Raw genomic sequence first — 15,442 nt, forward strand, 5'->3', positions numbered from 1 at the left:
AAGAAAAAAATCGTTTCTGGAATCGCGAAGGTTTTAAGTGCCGTCCGGTAGTAGTCGTAGTTGCCATGAGCAAACAAACGTCCGTCCAGCAGGAGTTTGGCACCGTCGGTGACAACGAGCTTCGCCTCGAGCGAGACAAGTCCGAGCAGATCATCGACGCGCTGAACAGCGACCTGGCGGCGACCTACGTCCTCTATCACCAGCTCAAGAAGCACCACTGGAACGTCGAGGGGGCGGAGTTCCGTGACCTCCACCTGTTCCTGGGCGACGCCGCCGAAAACGCCGAAGTAGCGGCCGACGAACTCGCCGAGCGCGCCCAGGCACTCGGTGGGACGCCCGTCGCCGGACCGGCCGCACTGGCTGACCACGCGCCGGTCGAATCCGAAGACGAGGACGTGTACGACATCCGGACCTCGCTGGCCAACGACCTCGAGATGTACGGCGAGATCATCGAGTCGCTACGTGATCACGTCGAGCTGGCGACCAACCTCGGCGACCACGCGACGGCACAGATCCTCCGCGAGATCCTGGTCGAGACCGAAGAAGACGCCCACCACATCGAGCACTACCTCGAAGACGACACGCTCGTCACCGAGCACGCGATGCAGTAGCGTGGCAACTGACGGTATCGAGTAGCGGGGAGAAGAGCCGCGTTACTCCCAGGGTTCGACCGTGAGGTCGGTCGCGATCCAGGCGTCGGAGTTTCCGTCTTCTGTGAAGACCGTTCTGTCGGGGGAACTCTGATGGGCGCTGACCGACGGTTCTGTCCGAGCGTCGTCTGAATCTTGTTCGCGTTCCGAGACGGGTGCCATTACCGGAGCTTAGGTATGCCTAAAGCTAAAAGGATTTTGGTTCGCCTAATCTGACCGCGGCTGGGTTTTTATATCTCACACTGCAAGAGCGCGTATGAGCAGCTCCGACGACGATCTGGCGTCCCTGGTCGGCGAACTCGTCACGACGTTACAGCGGCTCGAAACCGAGTTCGAGCCACGGGACGACGACGACCGGCTGCGTCCGCCGACGCCCCGCGAACTGATGCGGTTGACCAGCGACGTCGCCATTCCCGCGACGATCCTCCTGTTGCGGACCAACATCGAGGCCCTGAAGCTCCTCCAGCGGGCGCTACGGATGGCGGACGGTCGAGCACCGACTGCGGACTCGGAGGGGAGCGACGTGCGAGCCCGCGCCGAGCGCCTCAGCGCGACCACGCTCTCGAAGCTCGACGGCGCGCTCGCGGACCTCCAGGACGCCGTCGAGGGCCAGCCCACGGACGACGAGGCGCGCGAACTCCTGACCGAAGCGCGTCGCCTGCGAGCGGACATCGAGTCCCGCATCGAGGAGCAGGCCGGCGATAGCTCGGCGGACTCGGCCACGACAGCCGAATCAGAGGACGGCGACGAGAACGGAGACGTGCCCGTCGACGTGGACGCGGAACTACGGTCGCTGAAAGACGACGTGACCGACCAGACTGATTCGGACGACGACGAATCGTCGTAACCACCGAATCGACTGGAAACGCTCGAACGCCAGAATTTACCAGCTGTAAGGCCCATCCGCCGTACTGCACTCGTTCTCGTAGCGCCACGAATGAATATACTCTAAAAAACATAATGATTTATTATTCGTGGGCTACTACGGAGAGACACCATGCCCACGACAGAGCGGCCGGGGGGAGTTCGGGCGAGGCTATTCGTTCGGGAGGCCCTCCCGACACCGGCGACCCAGAGCAGCCAGCGGACCATCGCGCGACTGGAGCGGCTCACGTCGGAGGGGCTGCTCGACGGCTACAGCGTAACGTCGTGGGACAAGCGACTGCCGGTCGACGGGGCGGACGCGCCCGAACAGCGGCGTCGGTACAACGAGTTCAGCGACTGGGCCCGGTCCAACGGTGCCCGGCTGACGCCGTTTTTCGACACCCGAGAGTGCTACTCGATGGAGACCGGCGAGAAGCGCACCGAGTTGGTCTTTCCCGCGATCTGTCTCGCACTCTACGAGGACGGCGACCTCCGGACCGTCGCACCGCACGCGGCGGGTTCCGAGACCGAATCCGTCGCGGACTGTCTGGACCGACTGGTCGAACAGTCCACCGACGAACCGGTTCGACGGACGACCGTCACGGCGGACTGAGACGTCTCACTGGACTGGTCGGAACTGAGCCGCTTCCGACCAGTTGTTCGACGGCGAGACGCCTCACTGGACTGGTCGGAACCGATACCCGTCCCAGTCCTGACTCTCCGGTTCCTTGATCCCGATCTCGGGATCACGCAGTTCCTCGACGTACACCGGTTCGACCACGTCGCCGGTTTCGACGTCCTCGGTCGTGACCTGGCCGAGCGCGCGGACGACGGTGTCTGCCACGTCGAACTCGACGATCGCCAGCGTGTTCGGTTCGCGCACGCCCGGCGGCGTCGCCGTCGAGTGAGTCCAGGTGACGACCTCGCCGCGGCGCTCCGAGAGGTCGATCGTCTCGGTCTGTTTCTCGCCACACTCCGGACAGAACGTGTGGCCGGGATAGGTCACGTGACCGTTCTCACAGCGGTGTGCGTCGAAGGTCACGCGAGGTCACCTCCCTGTGACCGAGTGTGACGTTGTCGCGCGCGATACGAGCCTCCGAGGTGTGCGTGTCCAACAGCAGTCATTCTGCGGCCTCCATGATCGTGGTGATGACACAGTTCCCGAAGCCACCGACGTTACAGGCCAGTCCCACGTCGGCCTCGACCTGTCGAGGCCCGGCCTCGCCGACGAGCTGTTCGTAGATCTCGACGCCCTGAGCGACCCCGCTCGCGCCGAGCGGGTGGCCCTTGGACTTCAGTCCGCCGGAAGTGTTGATCGGCAGTTCGCCGTCTCTGTCCGTGTACCCGTCCATCGCGAGTTCCCAGGCTTCGCCCTGCTCGGCGACGCCGATCCCCTCCAGCTGGAGGAACTCCAAGATCGTGAACATGTCGTGGAGTTCGGCCACGTCGAGGTCGTCGGGACCCAGGCCGGCCATCTCGTAGGCCTGGTCGCTCGACTCGACGACCCCGCCCATCACCGTCGGATCCGTCCGCTCGTGGACGACGTGGGTGTCCGTCGCGCCGCCGATCCCCGAGACGACGGCGTAGTCGTCGGTCAACTCGGCCGCCCGCTCCTCGGTGGTAAAGAGCATCGCGGCGCTGCCGTCCGTGATCGGACAGAAGTCGTACAGGCGCAGCGGGTCGGCGACGATCGGCGACTCCAGGGCCGTCTCCATCGTGATCTCTTTCTGGAACTGCGCGTTGGGGTTGTCGACGCCGTTGTGATGGTTCTTCACGGCGACTTTCGCCAGCGATTCGCGGGGGGCGTCGAACCGTTCGAGATAGTGGCGAGCGGTCAGGCCGGCGAAAGACGGCAGCGTGACGCCGTGTTTGTACTCGTCGGGATGGGTGATCGAGGCGATGATGTCGGTCGCTTCCGGCGTCGTCTTGTGGGTCATCTTCTCGCCGCCGACCAGCAGCGTCATCTCACTCGCGCCGGAGGCGATTGACTGCCAGGCCTCGTAGATCCCCGCACCGCCGGAGGAAGACGTCTGATCGACCCGCTCGCTGTAGGCCGGCAGCAGGCCGAGATCGTGGGCCAGCCAGTTCATCACGCCCGTCTGCCCCTCGAACTCCCCGCTGGACATGTTCGAGACGTACAGATGCTCCACGTCGTCGTTGTCGATGGGTGCGTTGGACAGACACGCCTCGCCCGCCTCCGCGAGTAGATCGCGGAGCCAGGCGTCGCGCTGGCCGAACTTCGTCATCGACGCTTCGATTACGGCGACTCCCATGTGGGTGGGGACTCGCGGGGGTATTGTGTTCGTTGTGGTTCCAGTTGTCTTTGCCCTGACCTGTCACTCTAGGTGTCGTTGTGGCCCGCGTTCCCGGCGGTCGAGAGCCCGGACAAAGTATATGAGTGTGCCACTGGCACACGAACACATGCAGGAAGCCTGGATACAGCTCCAGTGTCCCGACTGCACGACCGAGTGGGAACAGCGCCTCTCCGAGCTTCCGGCGTCGGGAGAGCGGTTCCAGTGTGACCACTGTGACGCGTACAATCCCACCGCGGAGTTCGCGAAGACCACCCGCGACCTCGAAGTGCTCCGAGAGATGAACGGCGCGGAGTAGCGCCTACCGATAGAACGACCGACCGGCCGCCTTCCACTCGTCGCCTCGCTCGACTCGCTGTGGGCGGCGGCGCTTGCCGAAGCGTTCGAGACGCCCTTCGAGTACCCACTCGTTGGCGTACTCGGGCTCGGAGTCACTCGCGGCCGCTGCCGCGGCGGCCCCAGCGCGCTGGCGATCCGTGACGTGAGCACTGATCGCCGAGGCGATGGCCGCGGCCTCGGACGGCGAGGCGTCGTCCGGGAGCGACACGTCCAGTTCCCGGTCGCCGGCAGTGACGGTCACCGTCGTCTCGTCGGCGTCCTCGACCGCTTCTTCGTCGTCGGTTGATTCGAGTGACGACATCGTTACAGTGGGATGTTGCCGTGGTCTTTCGGCGGCGACTCCTCGCGTTTCCGTTCCAGCAGGTCGAGGTCGTCGATCAGTCGTTTGCGGGTGTCCTTCGGTTCGATCACGTCGTCGAGGTAGCCCCGCTTGGCCGGCCCGTAGGGGTGAGCGAACTCCTCGCGGAACTCGTCCATGAGCGCCTGCCGGCGGGCGTCGGGATCGTCGGCCTCGGCGATCTCGTTGCGATAGAGGATGTTGACCGCGCCGCGCGGTCCGAGCACCGCCATCTCAGAGCCCGGCCAGGCGTAGTTCACGTCCGAACCGAGGAACTTCGAGGACATGACGATGTAGGCCCCGCCGTATGCCTTCCTGACGACCACGGACAGCAGCGGCACCGTCGCCTCGGCGTAGGCGTAGATGAGCTTCGCCCCGCGGCGGATGATCCCGTTGTGCTCCTGGTCGGTCCCGGGCATGAAGCCCGGCACGTCGACCAGCGAGACGATCGGGACGTTGAACGAGTCACACATCCGGATGAACCGGGCGGCCTTCTCGGAAGCGTCGATGTCCAGCGTCCCGGCGCTGACCCGGGGCTGGTTGGCGACGATCCCGACCGAGCGCCCGTCCATCCGGGCGAAGCCGACGACGACGTTGCGCGCCCAGTTCTCGTGGACCTCGAAGAACGAGTCCTCGTCGACGATGCTCCCGATGACCTTCGTCATGTCGTAGGGCTTGCGCGGGGCGTCGGGGACGATGTCGGTGACCTCCGGCACCTCGCGGTCCGGTTCGTCCCACGGTTTGACCCGCGGCGGGTCCTCCATGTTGTTCTGTGGGAGATACGAGAGGAGCCGCCGGATGTTCTCCAGTGCGGCCTCCTCGCTCGGGTAGGCGAAGTGGGCGACGCCGGACTTCGAGGCGTGTGAGCCCGCACCGCCGAGTTCGCCCTTGGAGACCTGTTCACCGGTGACCGTCTCGATCACGTCCGGCCCCGTGATGAACATGTGGCTGGTGTCCTCGACCATGAAGGTAAAGTCCGTCAGTGCGGGCGAGTAGGTCGCGCCGCCGGCACACGGCCCCATGATCGCCGAGATCTGCGGGATCAGTCCCGAGGCCTCCGTGTTGCGCTGGAAGATCTTGGCGAAGCCGACGAGCGAGTCGACCCCTTCCTGGATGCGCGCGCCGCCGGAGTCGTTCAGCCCGATGACGGGCACGCCGTTCTCGATGGCCTTGTCCATCACCTTGCAGATCTTGTCGGCGACGACCTCGCCGACGGAGCCACCGAGGACGGTGAAGTCGTGGGCGAACAGGAAGACCTTCCGCCCGTCGACCTCGCCGTAGCCCGTCACGACGGCGTCGCCCGCGAACTGCTTTTCTTCCATCCCGAAGTTCGTCGACCGGTGTTCGACGAAGGGGTCGATCTCGTTGAACGTTCCGTCGTCGACGAGGAAGTCGATCCGTTCGCGGGCAGTCATCTTCCCCTTGTCGTGCTGGGCCTGGATGCGATCCTCGCCGCCGCCGAGTTGTGCTTCGCGTTTGCGTTCCCGAAGCTCCTCGATAGGGTCAGAGACCGCGTCGTCGGTCTCCGCTTGGCCGTCCGAATCTGTGTCGTGCTCACTCATGTTACCACTCCATACCGCCGTTGACGCCCAGCACCTGCCCGGTCATGTAGCTCGACTCTTCGCTGGCGACGAACCGGACGATCCCCGAGATGTCCTCGACCGTGGCGAACCGATTCAGCGGGATCTCTCGCAGAATCTTCTCCTGCACACGCTCTGGAACCTCTTCGAGCATGTCCGTGGCGACGAACCCCGGTGCGATGCAGTTGGCCGTCGAGCCGGTGTCGGCGAGTTCGAGCGCGAGCGTGCGCGTGAACCCGAACAGACCGGACTTCGTCGTCGCGTAGTTGGCCTGCCCGTAGTTGCCCTGCTGGCCGACGACCGAGGAGATGTTGATCAGTCGCCCGGCCTCGGACTGCTCGATGTCCTCGTAGAAGGCGTTCGTGCAGTTGAAGACGCCGCCGAGGTTCACGTCGATGACCGTCTCCCAGTCCTCGCGGGTCATGTTCTCGAACTTCTTGTCGATGGTGACCCCGGCGTTGTTGACGAGTACGTCTACCGACCCGAACGTGTCGTGTACCGCCGCGACCATCGATTCCACGTCGTCCTGCTCGGAGATGTCGGCCTGTGCGGCCATCGCGGTGCCGCCGTCGTCTTCGATCTCCTCGACGACGGCTCTGGCTTCGTCTTCCGACGAACGATAGTTCACCACGACGTCGCCCCCGTGGGCGGCCAGGTCTTTGGCGATACCGCGTCCGATCCCGCGCGACGACCCGGTCACGACGCAGGTCTGGCCATCGAGATTCATGGCTGGCCGCGATCGCCCCCAGTAGTTCGTCTGTTCATGGTACTGGAACACGCCGCGGGCAAGCAAATAATAGTTCTCCTTATTCAGCCTATATTTACTATATACATTCATTACCGACTGGCAAATTATTCCGAAGACATCTTTCGTGGGCGATAGACGACAACGACAGGTATTTTAGGGTTGCCTAAAGAGATGTGGGCAACCAATGACCGACATCTGCGTCGTCGTACCGACGATCAGGGAGTACGAGTGCATCGAGGCGTACGTCGAGAACGCGCGTCGACACGGGTTCGACACCGACCGTCTGTCCTTCGTTCTCGTGACGGAGGACTTCTGTGACACCGACGAGATGGCCGCGCTGATCGACGATCTGGGCGTCGACGGCGAAGTGTTCGACGGCTCGCGCCGCACCGAGTGGTTCGAACGGCAGGGCGTGAGCGAGTACGACCACCTGATTCCCGAGGCCAGTCACGCACAGACCTCCTTCGGCCTGCTGTACATGTGGGCCAACGACTTCGAGTACGGCGTGTTCATCGACGACGACACGCTCCCCCACGACGACGTGGACTTCTTTGGCACCCACATGCGGAACCTCGACCACGACGGCGAGATCGAGCAGGTCCGCTCGGACGAAGAGTGGGTCAACGTCCTCTACCAGTCCGACCACGACCTCTACCCGCGTGGCTACCCCTACGCCGCCATGGACGAGACCGTCGAGACCGAGACCGCCCACGTCGACGAGGTCGTCGCCTCACAGGGTCTCTGGACGAACGTCCCCGATCTCGACGCGGTCCGTATCCTGATGGACGGCGATCTCCAGGGCCAGGCCCAGACGCGCACGACCAGCGAGGACTACGGGACGGACTTCGTCGCCGCACCGGGCCAGTACCTCACTGTCTGCTCGATGAACCTCGCCTTCCGCCGGGAAGTGATCCCCGCCTTCTACCAGTTGCCCATGGACGACAACCGCTGGGACGTGGGTCGCTTCGACGACATCTGGAGCGGACTCTTCCTCAAACGGGCCGCCGACGTGCTCGGCAAGCAGGTGTACAACGGCGATCCCCTCTGTGAACACAACAAGGCTCCCCGCTCGACGTTCTCGGACCTCACCAACGAGGTCCACGGCCTCGAACTGAACGAACACGTCTGGGAGATCGTCGACGACGCGGGCGACGACGCCGAGAGCTACGCCGGTGTCTTCCGGGCGATGGCCCAGGCCCTCGCCGAGGGCGACTTCGACGACTGGGAGAACGGCCCGTTCCTGAACTACTGTGGCGAGTACATGCTCGACTGGCTGAGCTGTCTCGACGAGATCGACCCGGGCAGCCTCAGCGACGAACCGACCGCCGTACCGGCGGACGATTAGAAAGGTATAAGTTGTTTAGGAGGGCCTAAATCCAATGATGGAACACAACGCCGACGACGACGATCGATCGGATCGAGATCGCACGCGTCCGTCGTCACGACGCGGTTTCTTGGCCGCGAGCAGCACGCTCGCCGCCAGCGCGCTCGCCGGGTGTACGGACATGCTCCCTGGTGGGGGCGGCGAGACGAGCGGAAGCGAGCTGTCTGTGGGTGACTTCCGCGGCTCGGGCCCACTCGTCGAACAGCGCTCCGCCCCGGAGGGGACCAGCATCGACGACCTCCCGGACCTCTCGGGCGAACTGACGATGTTCCTCGGCGGTGGCGAGAGCGGCCTCTACCTCGATCTGGTGGATCTCCTCGAACAGATCTATCCCGACTTTACCGTCAGCAGTCAACAGGACTCGGCCAGCAACCTCGCGAACCGAATCAGTGTCGAGAACAACGCCGGTTCGACGCCCGCCGACGTGTTCATGGCCGTCGACGCCGGGGCACTCGGATCGGTCGCACAGGACGGAAACGCCGCGTCGATGTCCAGCGAAGTGACCGATCCGGTTCGCGACGCCTTCAAGGACAGCGAGGGCCGCTGGGTCGGCTTCGCCGGCCGCGCCCGCGCGATCCCGTACAACACGAACGAACTCTCGGCCAGTGACGTGCCGAGTACGGTCGCGGAGTTCCCCGAGACGAGCGCCTTCGGAGACTCCTTCGGCTGGGCACCCAGTTACAGCGCCTTCCAGTCGTTCGTGACCGCCATGCGTGTCATCGAGGACGACGAGACGACCCGCCAGTGGCTCCAGTCCATGCAGGACCTCGGAGTGACGACCTACGACAACGAGTTCGCCGTCTCGAACCGCGTGGCCGACGGCGAAATCTCGGCCGGTTTCGCGAACCACTACTACTCGCTGCGGGTCCAGAGCGACCGCTCCTCGGCCCCGATCGACCTCGCGTTCACCGAGGGCGACGCCGGTGCGCTGGTCAACGTCTCCGGTGCCCAGATCCTCGACGGCACCGAGAACAAGGAACTCGCGGAGAACTTCCTCCGACACGTCCTCTCGGCGGAGGCCCAGGAGTTCTTCGCCACCCGGACGTACGCCTATCCGATGATCTCGGGCGTCGAGCCGGTCGGCGGTCTCCCGACGATCGACGAGCTGAACCCGCCGGACATCGATCTGGGCGAGCTGTCGGATCTGGGCGGGACCGTCGACATGCTGCGTGAGGTCGGCGTCCTCTGATGGCCACCGGAGATCGCGACCGCGTCGCCGAGCAGACCCAGGGAGCGACCACCGAACGCTCCGCCTCCAGGGTGCTCTCCGGCGTCGCCGTCGCGATCACGCTCCTCGTGCTCTCGCCGCTCGCCTGGCTCGTCCTCCGGGCCGGCAAGATGGACACCGCGCGTGCGATCGAGTTGCTCACCAGCCAGACGACGATCGAGGTGACGGCGAACACGATCGTGCTGGTGGGCAGCGTGACCCTGTTGTCCGCGCTCGTCGGAGTGCCACTGGCGATTTTGACCGTCCAGACGGACCTCCCCTTCCGCCGGTTCTGGACGGTCACGAGCGCGTTGCCGCTGGTCGTCCCCAGCTACATCGGCGCGTTCGCGTTCGTCTCGGCCTTTGGCCCGCAGGGCCACCTCTCGAACCTGCTCGCGCCGCTTGGCGTCGAACGGATCCCGGCGATCTACGGGCTCCCGGGCGCGACGCTGGTGTTGACGCTGTTTACGTACCCCTACATCTTCCTGACGACCCGCGCCGCCCTGCTGTCGTTCGACGGGACGATCGTCGAGGCTGCACGGTCGCTCAACCACACGCGCTGGGAGGCGTTCAAGCGCGTCACGCTGCCCCAGATCCTGCCGGGAATCGCTGGCGGCGGGCTGCTCGTGGCCCTCTACACGCTGGGCGACTTCGGGACGCCGTCGATCATGAAGTACGACGTGTTCACCCGGATGATCTTCAACGAGTTCGGGGCGCGCCGGATCGACTACGCTGCCGTGCTCTCGTGGCTGTTGCTCGCCATGGCGGTCGTCGTCCTCGCCATCGAGTCGCGGATCGAGGCCGGTCGAGACGGCGCGTACGTCAGTCGCGGCGCGCGCCGCCCCGGCGAGATCAAACTCGGCGTCTGGAAGCTCCCGGCGACGCTGTTCTGTGGCGCGGTCGCGACGCTCGGACTCGCGCTGCCGATCGCGATTCTCCTCCAGTGGCTCGTCAGGGGCGGCGTCGGCTACTCAGGGGCTGGCCGGCCCTTCGAGCTGGGCTTTGCCTGGAACTCGCTGACCGTCGCGGCCGCAGCGGCGGCGGTCAGCGTCGTCGTCGCGCTCCCGCTTGCGTACCTTGCGGCCCGTGGCGACTCGCGGGTCAGCTCGCTGCCGGACCGACTGAGCTACGTCGGCTACGCGGTCCCCGGCGTCGTGCTGGGCCTCGCGCTGGTCTTCCTCAGCCTCAAGTACGTCCCCTTCGTCTACAACACGGTGTTCCTGCTCGTGTTCGCCTACGTCGTCCGGTTCATGCCACAGGCGGTGGGGACGACGAAGTCGTCGCTGTTACAGGTCGATCCCAGCTACGTCGAGGCCGCTCGGTCGCTGGGATACCCGCCGCTGACGGCCTTCCGGAAGGTCGTCTTGCCCCTGGTCGCGCCCGGTATCGCGGCCGGCGGCGCGCTGGTCTTCCTGACGACGATGAAAGAGCTGCCGGCGACGCTCATGTTGCGGCCGCTGGGCTTCGAGACCTTCGTCACGTACATCTGGCGGGTCCAGGAGTCCGGCTACTACGGGCAGGCCGCGGTCCCGGCGCTCGTACTCGTCGTCGTGTCCGGACTGTCGATGCTCGTCATCCTCGGGAGGGAACAACAGAATGGAGCCTGACATAGACACACGCAACACGACAGCAGCGTTCGACTCGGTCGAATCGGCGGTCGACGATCCGTCCGCGACCGTCCTCGAACTCGACGGGATCACCCGCGAGTACGGCGCGGAGACGGCGGTCGACGACCTCTCGCTGTCGGTCAACGACGGCGAGCTACTGACACTGCTCGGCCCCTCGGGCTGTGGGAAGACGACGACGCTGCGCATGATCGCCGGCCTCGAACGTCCATCGGGTGGTTCGATCCAGATCGAGGATCGGGCCGTCGCCGACGGATCGACCTTCCGCAAGCCCGAGGAGCGAAACGTCGGGATCGTCTTCCAGGACTACGCGCTCTTCCCGCACCTGAACGTCGCGGAGAACATCGCCTTCGGGCTCCGGGACGCCGACAGCCACGAGGCGGACGAGCGGGTCACGGAGCTGCTGGAACTCGTCGATCTCACCGACCACCGCGAGAAGATGCCCAGCAAGCTCTCCGGCGGCCAGCAACAGCGGGTCGCGCTGGCGCGTTCGCTCGCGCCCGAACCCGACGTGTTGCTGCTCGACGAGCCGTTCTCGAATCTCGACGTGCGCCTCCGTGTCGAGATGCGCGAGGAGGTCCGGAAGATCCTCAAGCGAGCCGGTGTGACCGCGATCTCGGTCACGCACGACCAGGAGGAAGCCCTCTCGATCTCCGACCGGGTCGCGATCATGAACGACGGTACGATCGAGCAGGTGGGCGATCCCGCCGAGGTCTTCGAGAATCCCGAGTCGCGCTTCGTCGCGAGCTTCCTCGGGCAGGCGAGTTTCCTCTCTGCCCGTGTGGCCGGCGACGACATCGAGACCGGGATGGGGACGTTCAGGACGGCGCGGCTCAACGGCCCCGTCGAGGCGTACAACGGCGCGACCGTCGACGTGCTCGTCCGGCCCGACGACCTGCGGGCGATCCCGACGGCGGAGTCGACCGCCGACGGCTACGTCACGCAGCGCCAGTACAACGGCCCCTCCTTCGTCTACCGGGTGAAGCTCCACAGCGGCGACGTGGTCCACTGTCTGCACAACCACAGCGAGTCGTTCGAACCGGGCGAACCGGTCGAGATCGACCTGACGGCCGATCACCCGCTGGCCTGGTACCCGACCGAATGACGCGCCGCCGCCACCGGCTCGCGGTCGCGGGGCTGGCGGTGACGGCGGGGATCGTCGTCTACGCGCTGGCGACGCAGGTGTTTCCCTACCACACGACCAACCACGACGAGGCCGTCTACCTCCAGCAGGCGGCCATGTTGCTGGATGGACGGCTGTTCCTCGATCCGCCCGTCACCGACGCGTTCCGACCGTGGTTCTTCGTCGAGGCCGGCGACGGCCGGCTGTACCCCAAGTACTCGCCCGTGCCGGCCGCGATGTTCGCGGTCGGGACCCTTCTGGGCAGCGCCCGCGTCGCGCTCGCGTTCGTGGCCGGCGCTGTCGTCGCGCTGACGGTTCGGGTCGGCACGGAACTGTTCGACCGTCGGCGGGGACTGCTGGCCGGGGGGTTGCTGCTGGGCTCGCCGCTCTTTCTCGTCGACGCGTCCGTGTTCCTACCGTACGTCCCGACGACGCTCTGGAACCTCGGGTTCGCGGCGGCGTACCTCCACGCCGACCGGACCGGGAGTCGGGCGAGCGCGGTCGCGGCGGGAGCGGCAATCGGGATCGCCTTCTTCGCGCGCCCCTACACCGCGGTCCTGTTCGCCGCGCCGTTTATCGCCCACGCGCTGTGGACGCTGCGGGAACTGGAGCGCGAGCCACTCGTGCGACAGGGCCTGACGGCGGCGCTGGGGATCGTCGGCGTCGCCGTGGCGCTTGGCTACAACGCGGTGGTGACCGGCGATCCGCTGCGCTTTCCCTACCAGGTCTTCGCCCCCATGGACGGACCTGGCTTCGGCGTCCGAGAGATCGCCGGCTACAGCCGGGAGTACACGCCCGCGCTGGCGCTGCGCTCGAACGCCGAGGCGCTGTGGGTGTACGCGACCAGGTGGGTCGTCGCCGGTGCGCTGGGGACGCTGGCGGCCGTCCTCGGCTTCGCGACGGCGATCAGGCGGGGACTGACGCCGCGACAGGCGACCGTCGCCGGGATCGCCCTGACGGTCCCCGTCGGGAACCTCTTCTTCTGGGGCACGCTGAATACGCTCGGCGAACTGGATCGGGCCGGCGACGGACTGGTCCACACGCTCGGGACGTACTACCACGTCGACCTCCTCTTGCCGACGGCCGTCTTCGGCGCGGTCGGGCTGACCGTCGCGTGGGATCGGCTCCGCCAGACGGTGCAGCGTCGCTCCTGGGCGAGCGCCCGACACGTCACCGCGGCGCTCGTCCTCTCCGCGACGCTCTGTGCCGGTCTGGGCGTCGCCATGGTCGCGGAGCCGATGTCGGACAACGCGGCCGTCACCGACCGCTACGAGCAGGCGTACGAACCGTTCGAGGAGCGGTCGCTCGACGACGGGCTCGTCTTCTTGCCGACGCCGTACGGCGACTGGCTGGGCCATCCCTTCCAGGCCCTGCGAAACGACCCGAGCTACGACGACGGGACGGTGTACGCGCTCGACGAGCGGCAGTTCGCCGTCGTCGACGCGTTCCCGGACCGGGAGATCTATCGGTACACCTACCGCGGGCCGTGGTCACCCACGACCGGCGCGACCGTCGAGCCGCGACTCCAGCGCGTCGCGCACGCCAGCGGCGAGACGGTGCGTCAGGAGACGACGCTCGGAGTGCCACAGTTCGCACAGCGGGTGTCGATTCGGCTGGCCAGCGAGAACGGGAGCGGCTACACGACCGCCGACGTGGCCGGCCGTGAGTTGCTGTCGCTCCAGTTGGCCCTCGACGGGGAGCGGGCGGCACTGACCGGCGAGGGGCTCGACCGGACGGTCGTCCCCCTCGCGGACCGCGAGCGACTCGTCCTGTCGGCGTTCGTCGACTACGGCACCGGAGCGGGTTTCACTTACCGGTTCGAAGTGCCCGTCGAGACCGCCGACGGACGCGTCCGCGTCCTGACGCCGTACGCGGAGGTCTGTCGGGACGGGCGACTCTGTGGCGGCGAAGCGGCGTACGTCCCCGGCAGCCACGAGGACGGCGTCTCGATCGAGACGACGCTGACGACACCATGACCGACTACGAACTCACACGACGCGACGCGGTGATCGCGCTCGCCGTTGGCGGCGTCGCCGCCGGGAGCGCGTTGACCTGGGATCGGCTCCGCCGAGACGACGAGCAGCCGGGGCTGTCCGAGCGACAGCGAGAGACGCTGCTCGCGCTCGCAGACACGATCTATCCCGAGGCCGTCGACAACGTCGACGCGTTCGTCGAGCGGTACGTCGTCGGGAAAGTCACCGACCGGCCGGCGTACGGGCGTGGCGTGGCGACGGCGCTGGACGAACTGGAATCCTACGCCCAGACGTGGGAAGAGCAGTCCTTCGCAGCGCTCGATCAGGCAGGGAGAGACGAGTTGCTCCGGGAGTTCAGCGTCGACACCGCGGATCCGGACCCAGACGGACGGCCGGAAGAGCGAGTCCGGTACTACCTGGTCAACGAACTCCAGTACGCGCTGTACTCGTCGCCGACCGGCGGCAAGCTCGTGGGCCTGGAAAATCCGCAGGGCCACCCCGGCGGGACGGAGAGCTACCGACAGCCGCCCGACCGGTGATCAGCGGAACTGCTCTTGGACGCAGACTTTGACGATGGACTTCGCGATGGCTGCACCGCCCGAGAGCGGGTCGAGCTTCGTCTCGCCGGCCCGCTCGGCGTAGGCGATGGGCGCTTCGCGCACGTCGTAGCCCCGCATCAGCGGGCGGATCAACAGCTCTGCCGAGAGGCCGGTGTTCTCTGTCCACTCGATCTTCTGGACGACCTCGCGGCGGTAGGCTCGCATGCCCGTCGTCGTGTCGTGGACGCGCTCGCCCATCAGCACGCTCGCCAGGACGGCGAAGGCGTGGTTCCCGAAGCGATTGAACGCCGGCATCGGATCGGCACCGTGGTAGAGCCGGTCGCCGCTGACCACGTCCGCGCCGTCGTTGATCAGTTCGAGGAAGTCGCCGAGTCGATCCATCGGATAGGTGTCGTCACAGTCGGTCGTGACGACCACGGGCCGGTCGGCGGCCAGCACCGCCTCGCGGACGGCGACACCGTACCCCTGTGGCTCCTGTTCGATGACGCGGGCACCGTGGTCGCGGGCGATCTCCGGCGTGCGGTCGCTCGACCCGTCGACACAGATCACGTTCGCGCGGCCGTCCGTCTCGGCGTCGATGTCAGAGAGGACCGTCCCGATCGCTTCGGCCTCGTTGTACGTCCCCATGACGACCGTCAGGTCGTCGAAGGTGAACCCATCCTCCCCTTCTGAAACCGTCTGTTGGCTCATTAGATAGGGGTCTCTGCCGGACGTACTTGAGTTTTAGGTTACCCAAAAGA

16 protein-coding genes are annotated in these 15,442 nt (G+C 66.2%); 10 read left to right on the top strand and 6 right to left on the bottom strand.

What is annotated here, in order from left to right:
* Positions 1–65 precede the first annotated feature (65 nt).
* The 3 genes from dpsA (at position 66) to ACAH01_RS09320 (ending at position 2,127) form a co-directional block, all read left to right on the top strand.
* Positions 66–611, top strand: a complete 546-nt coding sequence (gene dpsA / locus ACAH01_RS09310) for a DNA starvation/stationary phase protection protein DpsA (protein ID WP_372478988.1) — start codon at positions 66–68, stop codon at positions 609–611.
* A 295-nt stretch (positions 612–906) separates the two neighbouring features.
* Positions 907–1,497 carry a hypothetical protein gene (locus ACAH01_RS09315; protein WP_372478989.1) on the top strand — a complete coding sequence of 197 codons (591 nt, stop codon included), beginning with the start codon at positions 907–909 and terminating at the stop codon, positions 1,495–1,497.
* A 150-nt stretch (positions 1,498–1,647) separates the two neighbouring features.
* A complete protein-coding gene (locus tag ACAH01_RS09320; RefSeq protein ID WP_372478990.1) occupies positions 1,648–2,127 on the top strand; it encodes an HTH domain-containing protein in 480 nt (159 codons plus the stop codon).
* 63 nt (positions 2,128–2,190) lie between these two features.
* On the opposite strand, the gene ACAH01_RS09325 is transcribed toward ACAH01_RS09320, so the two are convergent.
* On the bottom strand, positions 2,191–2,556 hold the full coding sequence (locus ACAH01_RS09325; protein WP_170094267.1) for a Zn-ribbon domain-containing OB-fold protein: 366 nt from the start codon (positions 2,554–2,556) through the stop codon (positions 2,191–2,193).
* Between the two features lie 79 nt (positions 2,557–2,635).
* Positions 2,636–3,787: a thiolase family protein gene (locus tag ACAH01_RS09330; protein ID WP_372478991.1), complete on the bottom strand. Its 1,152-nt coding sequence runs from the start codon at positions 3,785–3,787 to the stop codon at positions 2,636–2,638.
* A 121-nt stretch (positions 3,788–3,908) separates the two neighbouring features.
* Between ACAH01_RS09330 and ACAH01_RS09335 the strand changes: the two genes are divergently transcribed.
* A complete protein-coding gene (locus ACAH01_RS09335) occupies positions 3,909–4,124 on the top strand; it encodes a hypothetical protein (RefSeq protein WP_240936967.1) in 216 nt (71 codons plus the stop codon).
* 3 nt (positions 4,125–4,127) lie between these two features.
* Here ACAH01_RS09335 and ACAH01_RS09340 read toward each other — a convergent pair whose 3' ends face one another.
* Genes ACAH01_RS09340 through ACAH01_RS09350 form a run of 3 tightly spaced genes read right to left on the bottom strand, consistent with a single transcriptional unit; the run spans position 4,128 to position 6,809 of the window.
* On the bottom strand, positions 4,128–4,466 hold the full coding sequence (locus ACAH01_RS09340) for a hypothetical protein (protein ID WP_372478992.1): 339 nt from the start codon (positions 4,464–4,466) through the stop codon (positions 4,128–4,130).
* Between the two features lie 2 nt (positions 4,467–4,468).
* Complete coding sequence (locus ACAH01_RS09345; RefSeq protein WP_170094264.1) at positions 4,469–6,064, bottom strand: acyl-CoA carboxylase subunit beta; 1,596 nt, start codon at positions 6,062–6,064, stop codon at positions 4,469–4,471.
* A 1-nt stretch (position 6,065) separates the two neighbouring features.
* On the bottom strand, positions 6,066–6,809 hold the full coding sequence (locus ACAH01_RS09350) for a beta-ketoacyl-ACP reductase (RefSeq protein WP_153553319.1): 744 nt from the start codon (positions 6,807–6,809) through the stop codon (positions 6,066–6,068).
* 205 nt (positions 6,810–7,014) lie between these two features.
* Between ACAH01_RS09350 and ACAH01_RS09355 the strand changes: the two genes are divergently transcribed.
* The 6 genes from ACAH01_RS09355 to ACAH01_RS09380 are packed head-to-tail and all read left to right on the top strand — an operon-like array spanning position 7,015 to position 14,681.
* On the top strand, positions 7,015–8,175 hold the full coding sequence (locus ACAH01_RS09355; protein WP_372478993.1) for an alpha-1 4-glucan-protein synthase: 1,161 nt from the start codon (positions 7,015–7,017) through the stop codon (positions 8,173–8,175).
* Positions 8,176–8,209: 34 nt separating this feature from the next.
* Entirely contained in the window at positions 8,210–9,403 is a 1,194-nt protein-coding gene (locus ACAH01_RS09360) for an extracellular solute-binding protein (RefSeq protein WP_170094261.1), read from the top strand.
* Positions 9,403–11,028 carry an iron ABC transporter permease gene (locus ACAH01_RS09365; RefSeq protein ID WP_170094260.1) on the top strand — a complete coding sequence of 542 codons (1,626 nt, stop codon included), beginning with the start codon at positions 9,403–9,405 and terminating at the stop codon, positions 11,026–11,028. Before ACAH01_RS09360 ends, ACAH01_RS09365 begins: the two co-directional genes overlap by 1 nt.
* The gene (locus ACAH01_RS09370) at positions 11,018–12,151 is read left to right on the top strand and encodes an ABC transporter ATP-binding protein (protein ID WP_372478994.1); all 1,134 of its coding nucleotides are present in this window, start codon (positions 11,018–11,020) and stop codon (positions 12,149–12,151) included. The genes ACAH01_RS09365 and ACAH01_RS09370 overlap by 11 nt, the downstream gene beginning before the upstream one ends.
* On the top strand, positions 12,148–14,145 hold the full coding sequence (locus ACAH01_RS09375; protein ID WP_372478995.1) for a hypothetical protein: 1,998 nt from the start codon (positions 12,148–12,150) through the stop codon (positions 14,143–14,145). Before ACAH01_RS09370 ends, ACAH01_RS09375 begins: the two co-directional genes overlap by 4 nt.
* Entirely contained in the window at positions 14,142–14,681 is a 540-nt protein-coding gene (locus ACAH01_RS09380; protein ID WP_372478996.1) for a gluconate 2-dehydrogenase subunit 3 family protein, read from the top strand. The genes ACAH01_RS09375 and ACAH01_RS09380 overlap by 4 nt, the downstream gene beginning before the upstream one ends.
* On the opposite strand, the gene ACAH01_RS09385 is transcribed toward ACAH01_RS09380, so the two are convergent.
* Entirely contained in the window at positions 14,682–15,392 is a 711-nt protein-coding gene (locus ACAH01_RS09385) for a dolichyl-phosphate hexose transferase (protein WP_372478997.1), read from the bottom strand.
* Positions 15,393–15,442: the final 50 nt, after the last annotated feature.

This window comes from Halomicrobium sp. HM KBTZ05, from assembly GCF_041530035.1.
In the GTDB taxonomy this organism is placed as follows: domain Archaea; phylum Halobacteriota; class Halobacteria; order Halobacteriales; family Haloarculaceae; genus Halomicrobium.

Bases quoted from the DNA above. Each gene is read 5' to 3' on its own strand.
- ACAH01_RS09375 (WP_372478995.1), top strand. From the start codon at position 12,148: ATGACGCGCCGCCGCCACCGGCTCGCGGTCGCGGGGCTGGCGGTGACG.
- ACAH01_RS09335 (WP_240936967.1), top strand. From the start codon at position 3,909: ATGAGTGTGCCACTGGCACACGAACACATGCAGGAAGCCTGGATACAG.
- ACAH01_RS09350 (WP_153553319.1), bottom strand. From the start codon at position 6,809: ATGAATCTCGATGGCCAGACCTGCGTCGTGACCGGGTCGTCGCGCGGG.
- ACAH01_RS09370 (WP_372478994.1), top strand. From the start codon at position 11,018: ATGGAGCCTGACATAGACACACGCAACACGACAGCAGCGTTCGACTCG.
- ACAH01_RS09385 (WP_372478997.1), bottom strand. From the start codon at position 15,392: ATGAGCCAACAGACGGTTTCAGAAGGGGAGGATGGGTTCACCTTCGAC.
- ACAH01_RS09345 (WP_170094264.1), bottom strand. From the start codon at position 6,064: ATGAGTGAGCACGACACAGATTCGGACGGCCAAGCGGAGACCGACGAC.
- dpsA (WP_372478988.1), top strand. From the start codon at position 66: ATGAGCAAACAAACGTCCGTCCAGCAGGAGTTTGGCACCGTCGGTGAC.
- ACAH01_RS09315 (WP_372478989.1), top strand. From the start codon at position 907: ATGAGCAGCTCCGACGACGATCTGGCGTCCCTGGTCGGCGAACTCGTC.
- ACAH01_RS09355 (WP_372478993.1), top strand. From the start codon at position 7,015: ATGACCGACATCTGCGTCGTCGTACCGACGATCAGGGAGTACGAGTGC.
- ACAH01_RS09330 (WP_372478991.1), bottom strand. From the start codon at position 3,787: ATGGGAGTCGCCGTAATCGAAGCGTCGATGACGAAGTTCGGCCAGCGC.
- ACAH01_RS09320 (WP_372478990.1), top strand. From the start codon at position 1,648: ATGCCCACGACAGAGCGGCCGGGGGGAGTTCGGGCGAGGCTATTCGTT.
- ACAH01_RS09340 (WP_372478992.1), bottom strand. From the start codon at position 4,466: ATGTCGTCACTCGAATCAACCGACGACGAAGAAGCGGTCGAGGACGCC.
- ACAH01_RS09360 (WP_170094261.1), top strand. From the start codon at position 8,210: ATGATGGAACACAACGCCGACGACGACGATCGATCGGATCGAGATCGC.
- ACAH01_RS09365 (WP_170094260.1), top strand. From the start codon at position 9,403: ATGGCCACCGGAGATCGCGACCGCGTCGCCGAGCAGACCCAGGGAGCG.
- ACAH01_RS09380 (WP_372478996.1), top strand. From the start codon at position 14,142: ATGACCGACTACGAACTCACACGACGCGACGCGGTGATCGCGCTCGCC.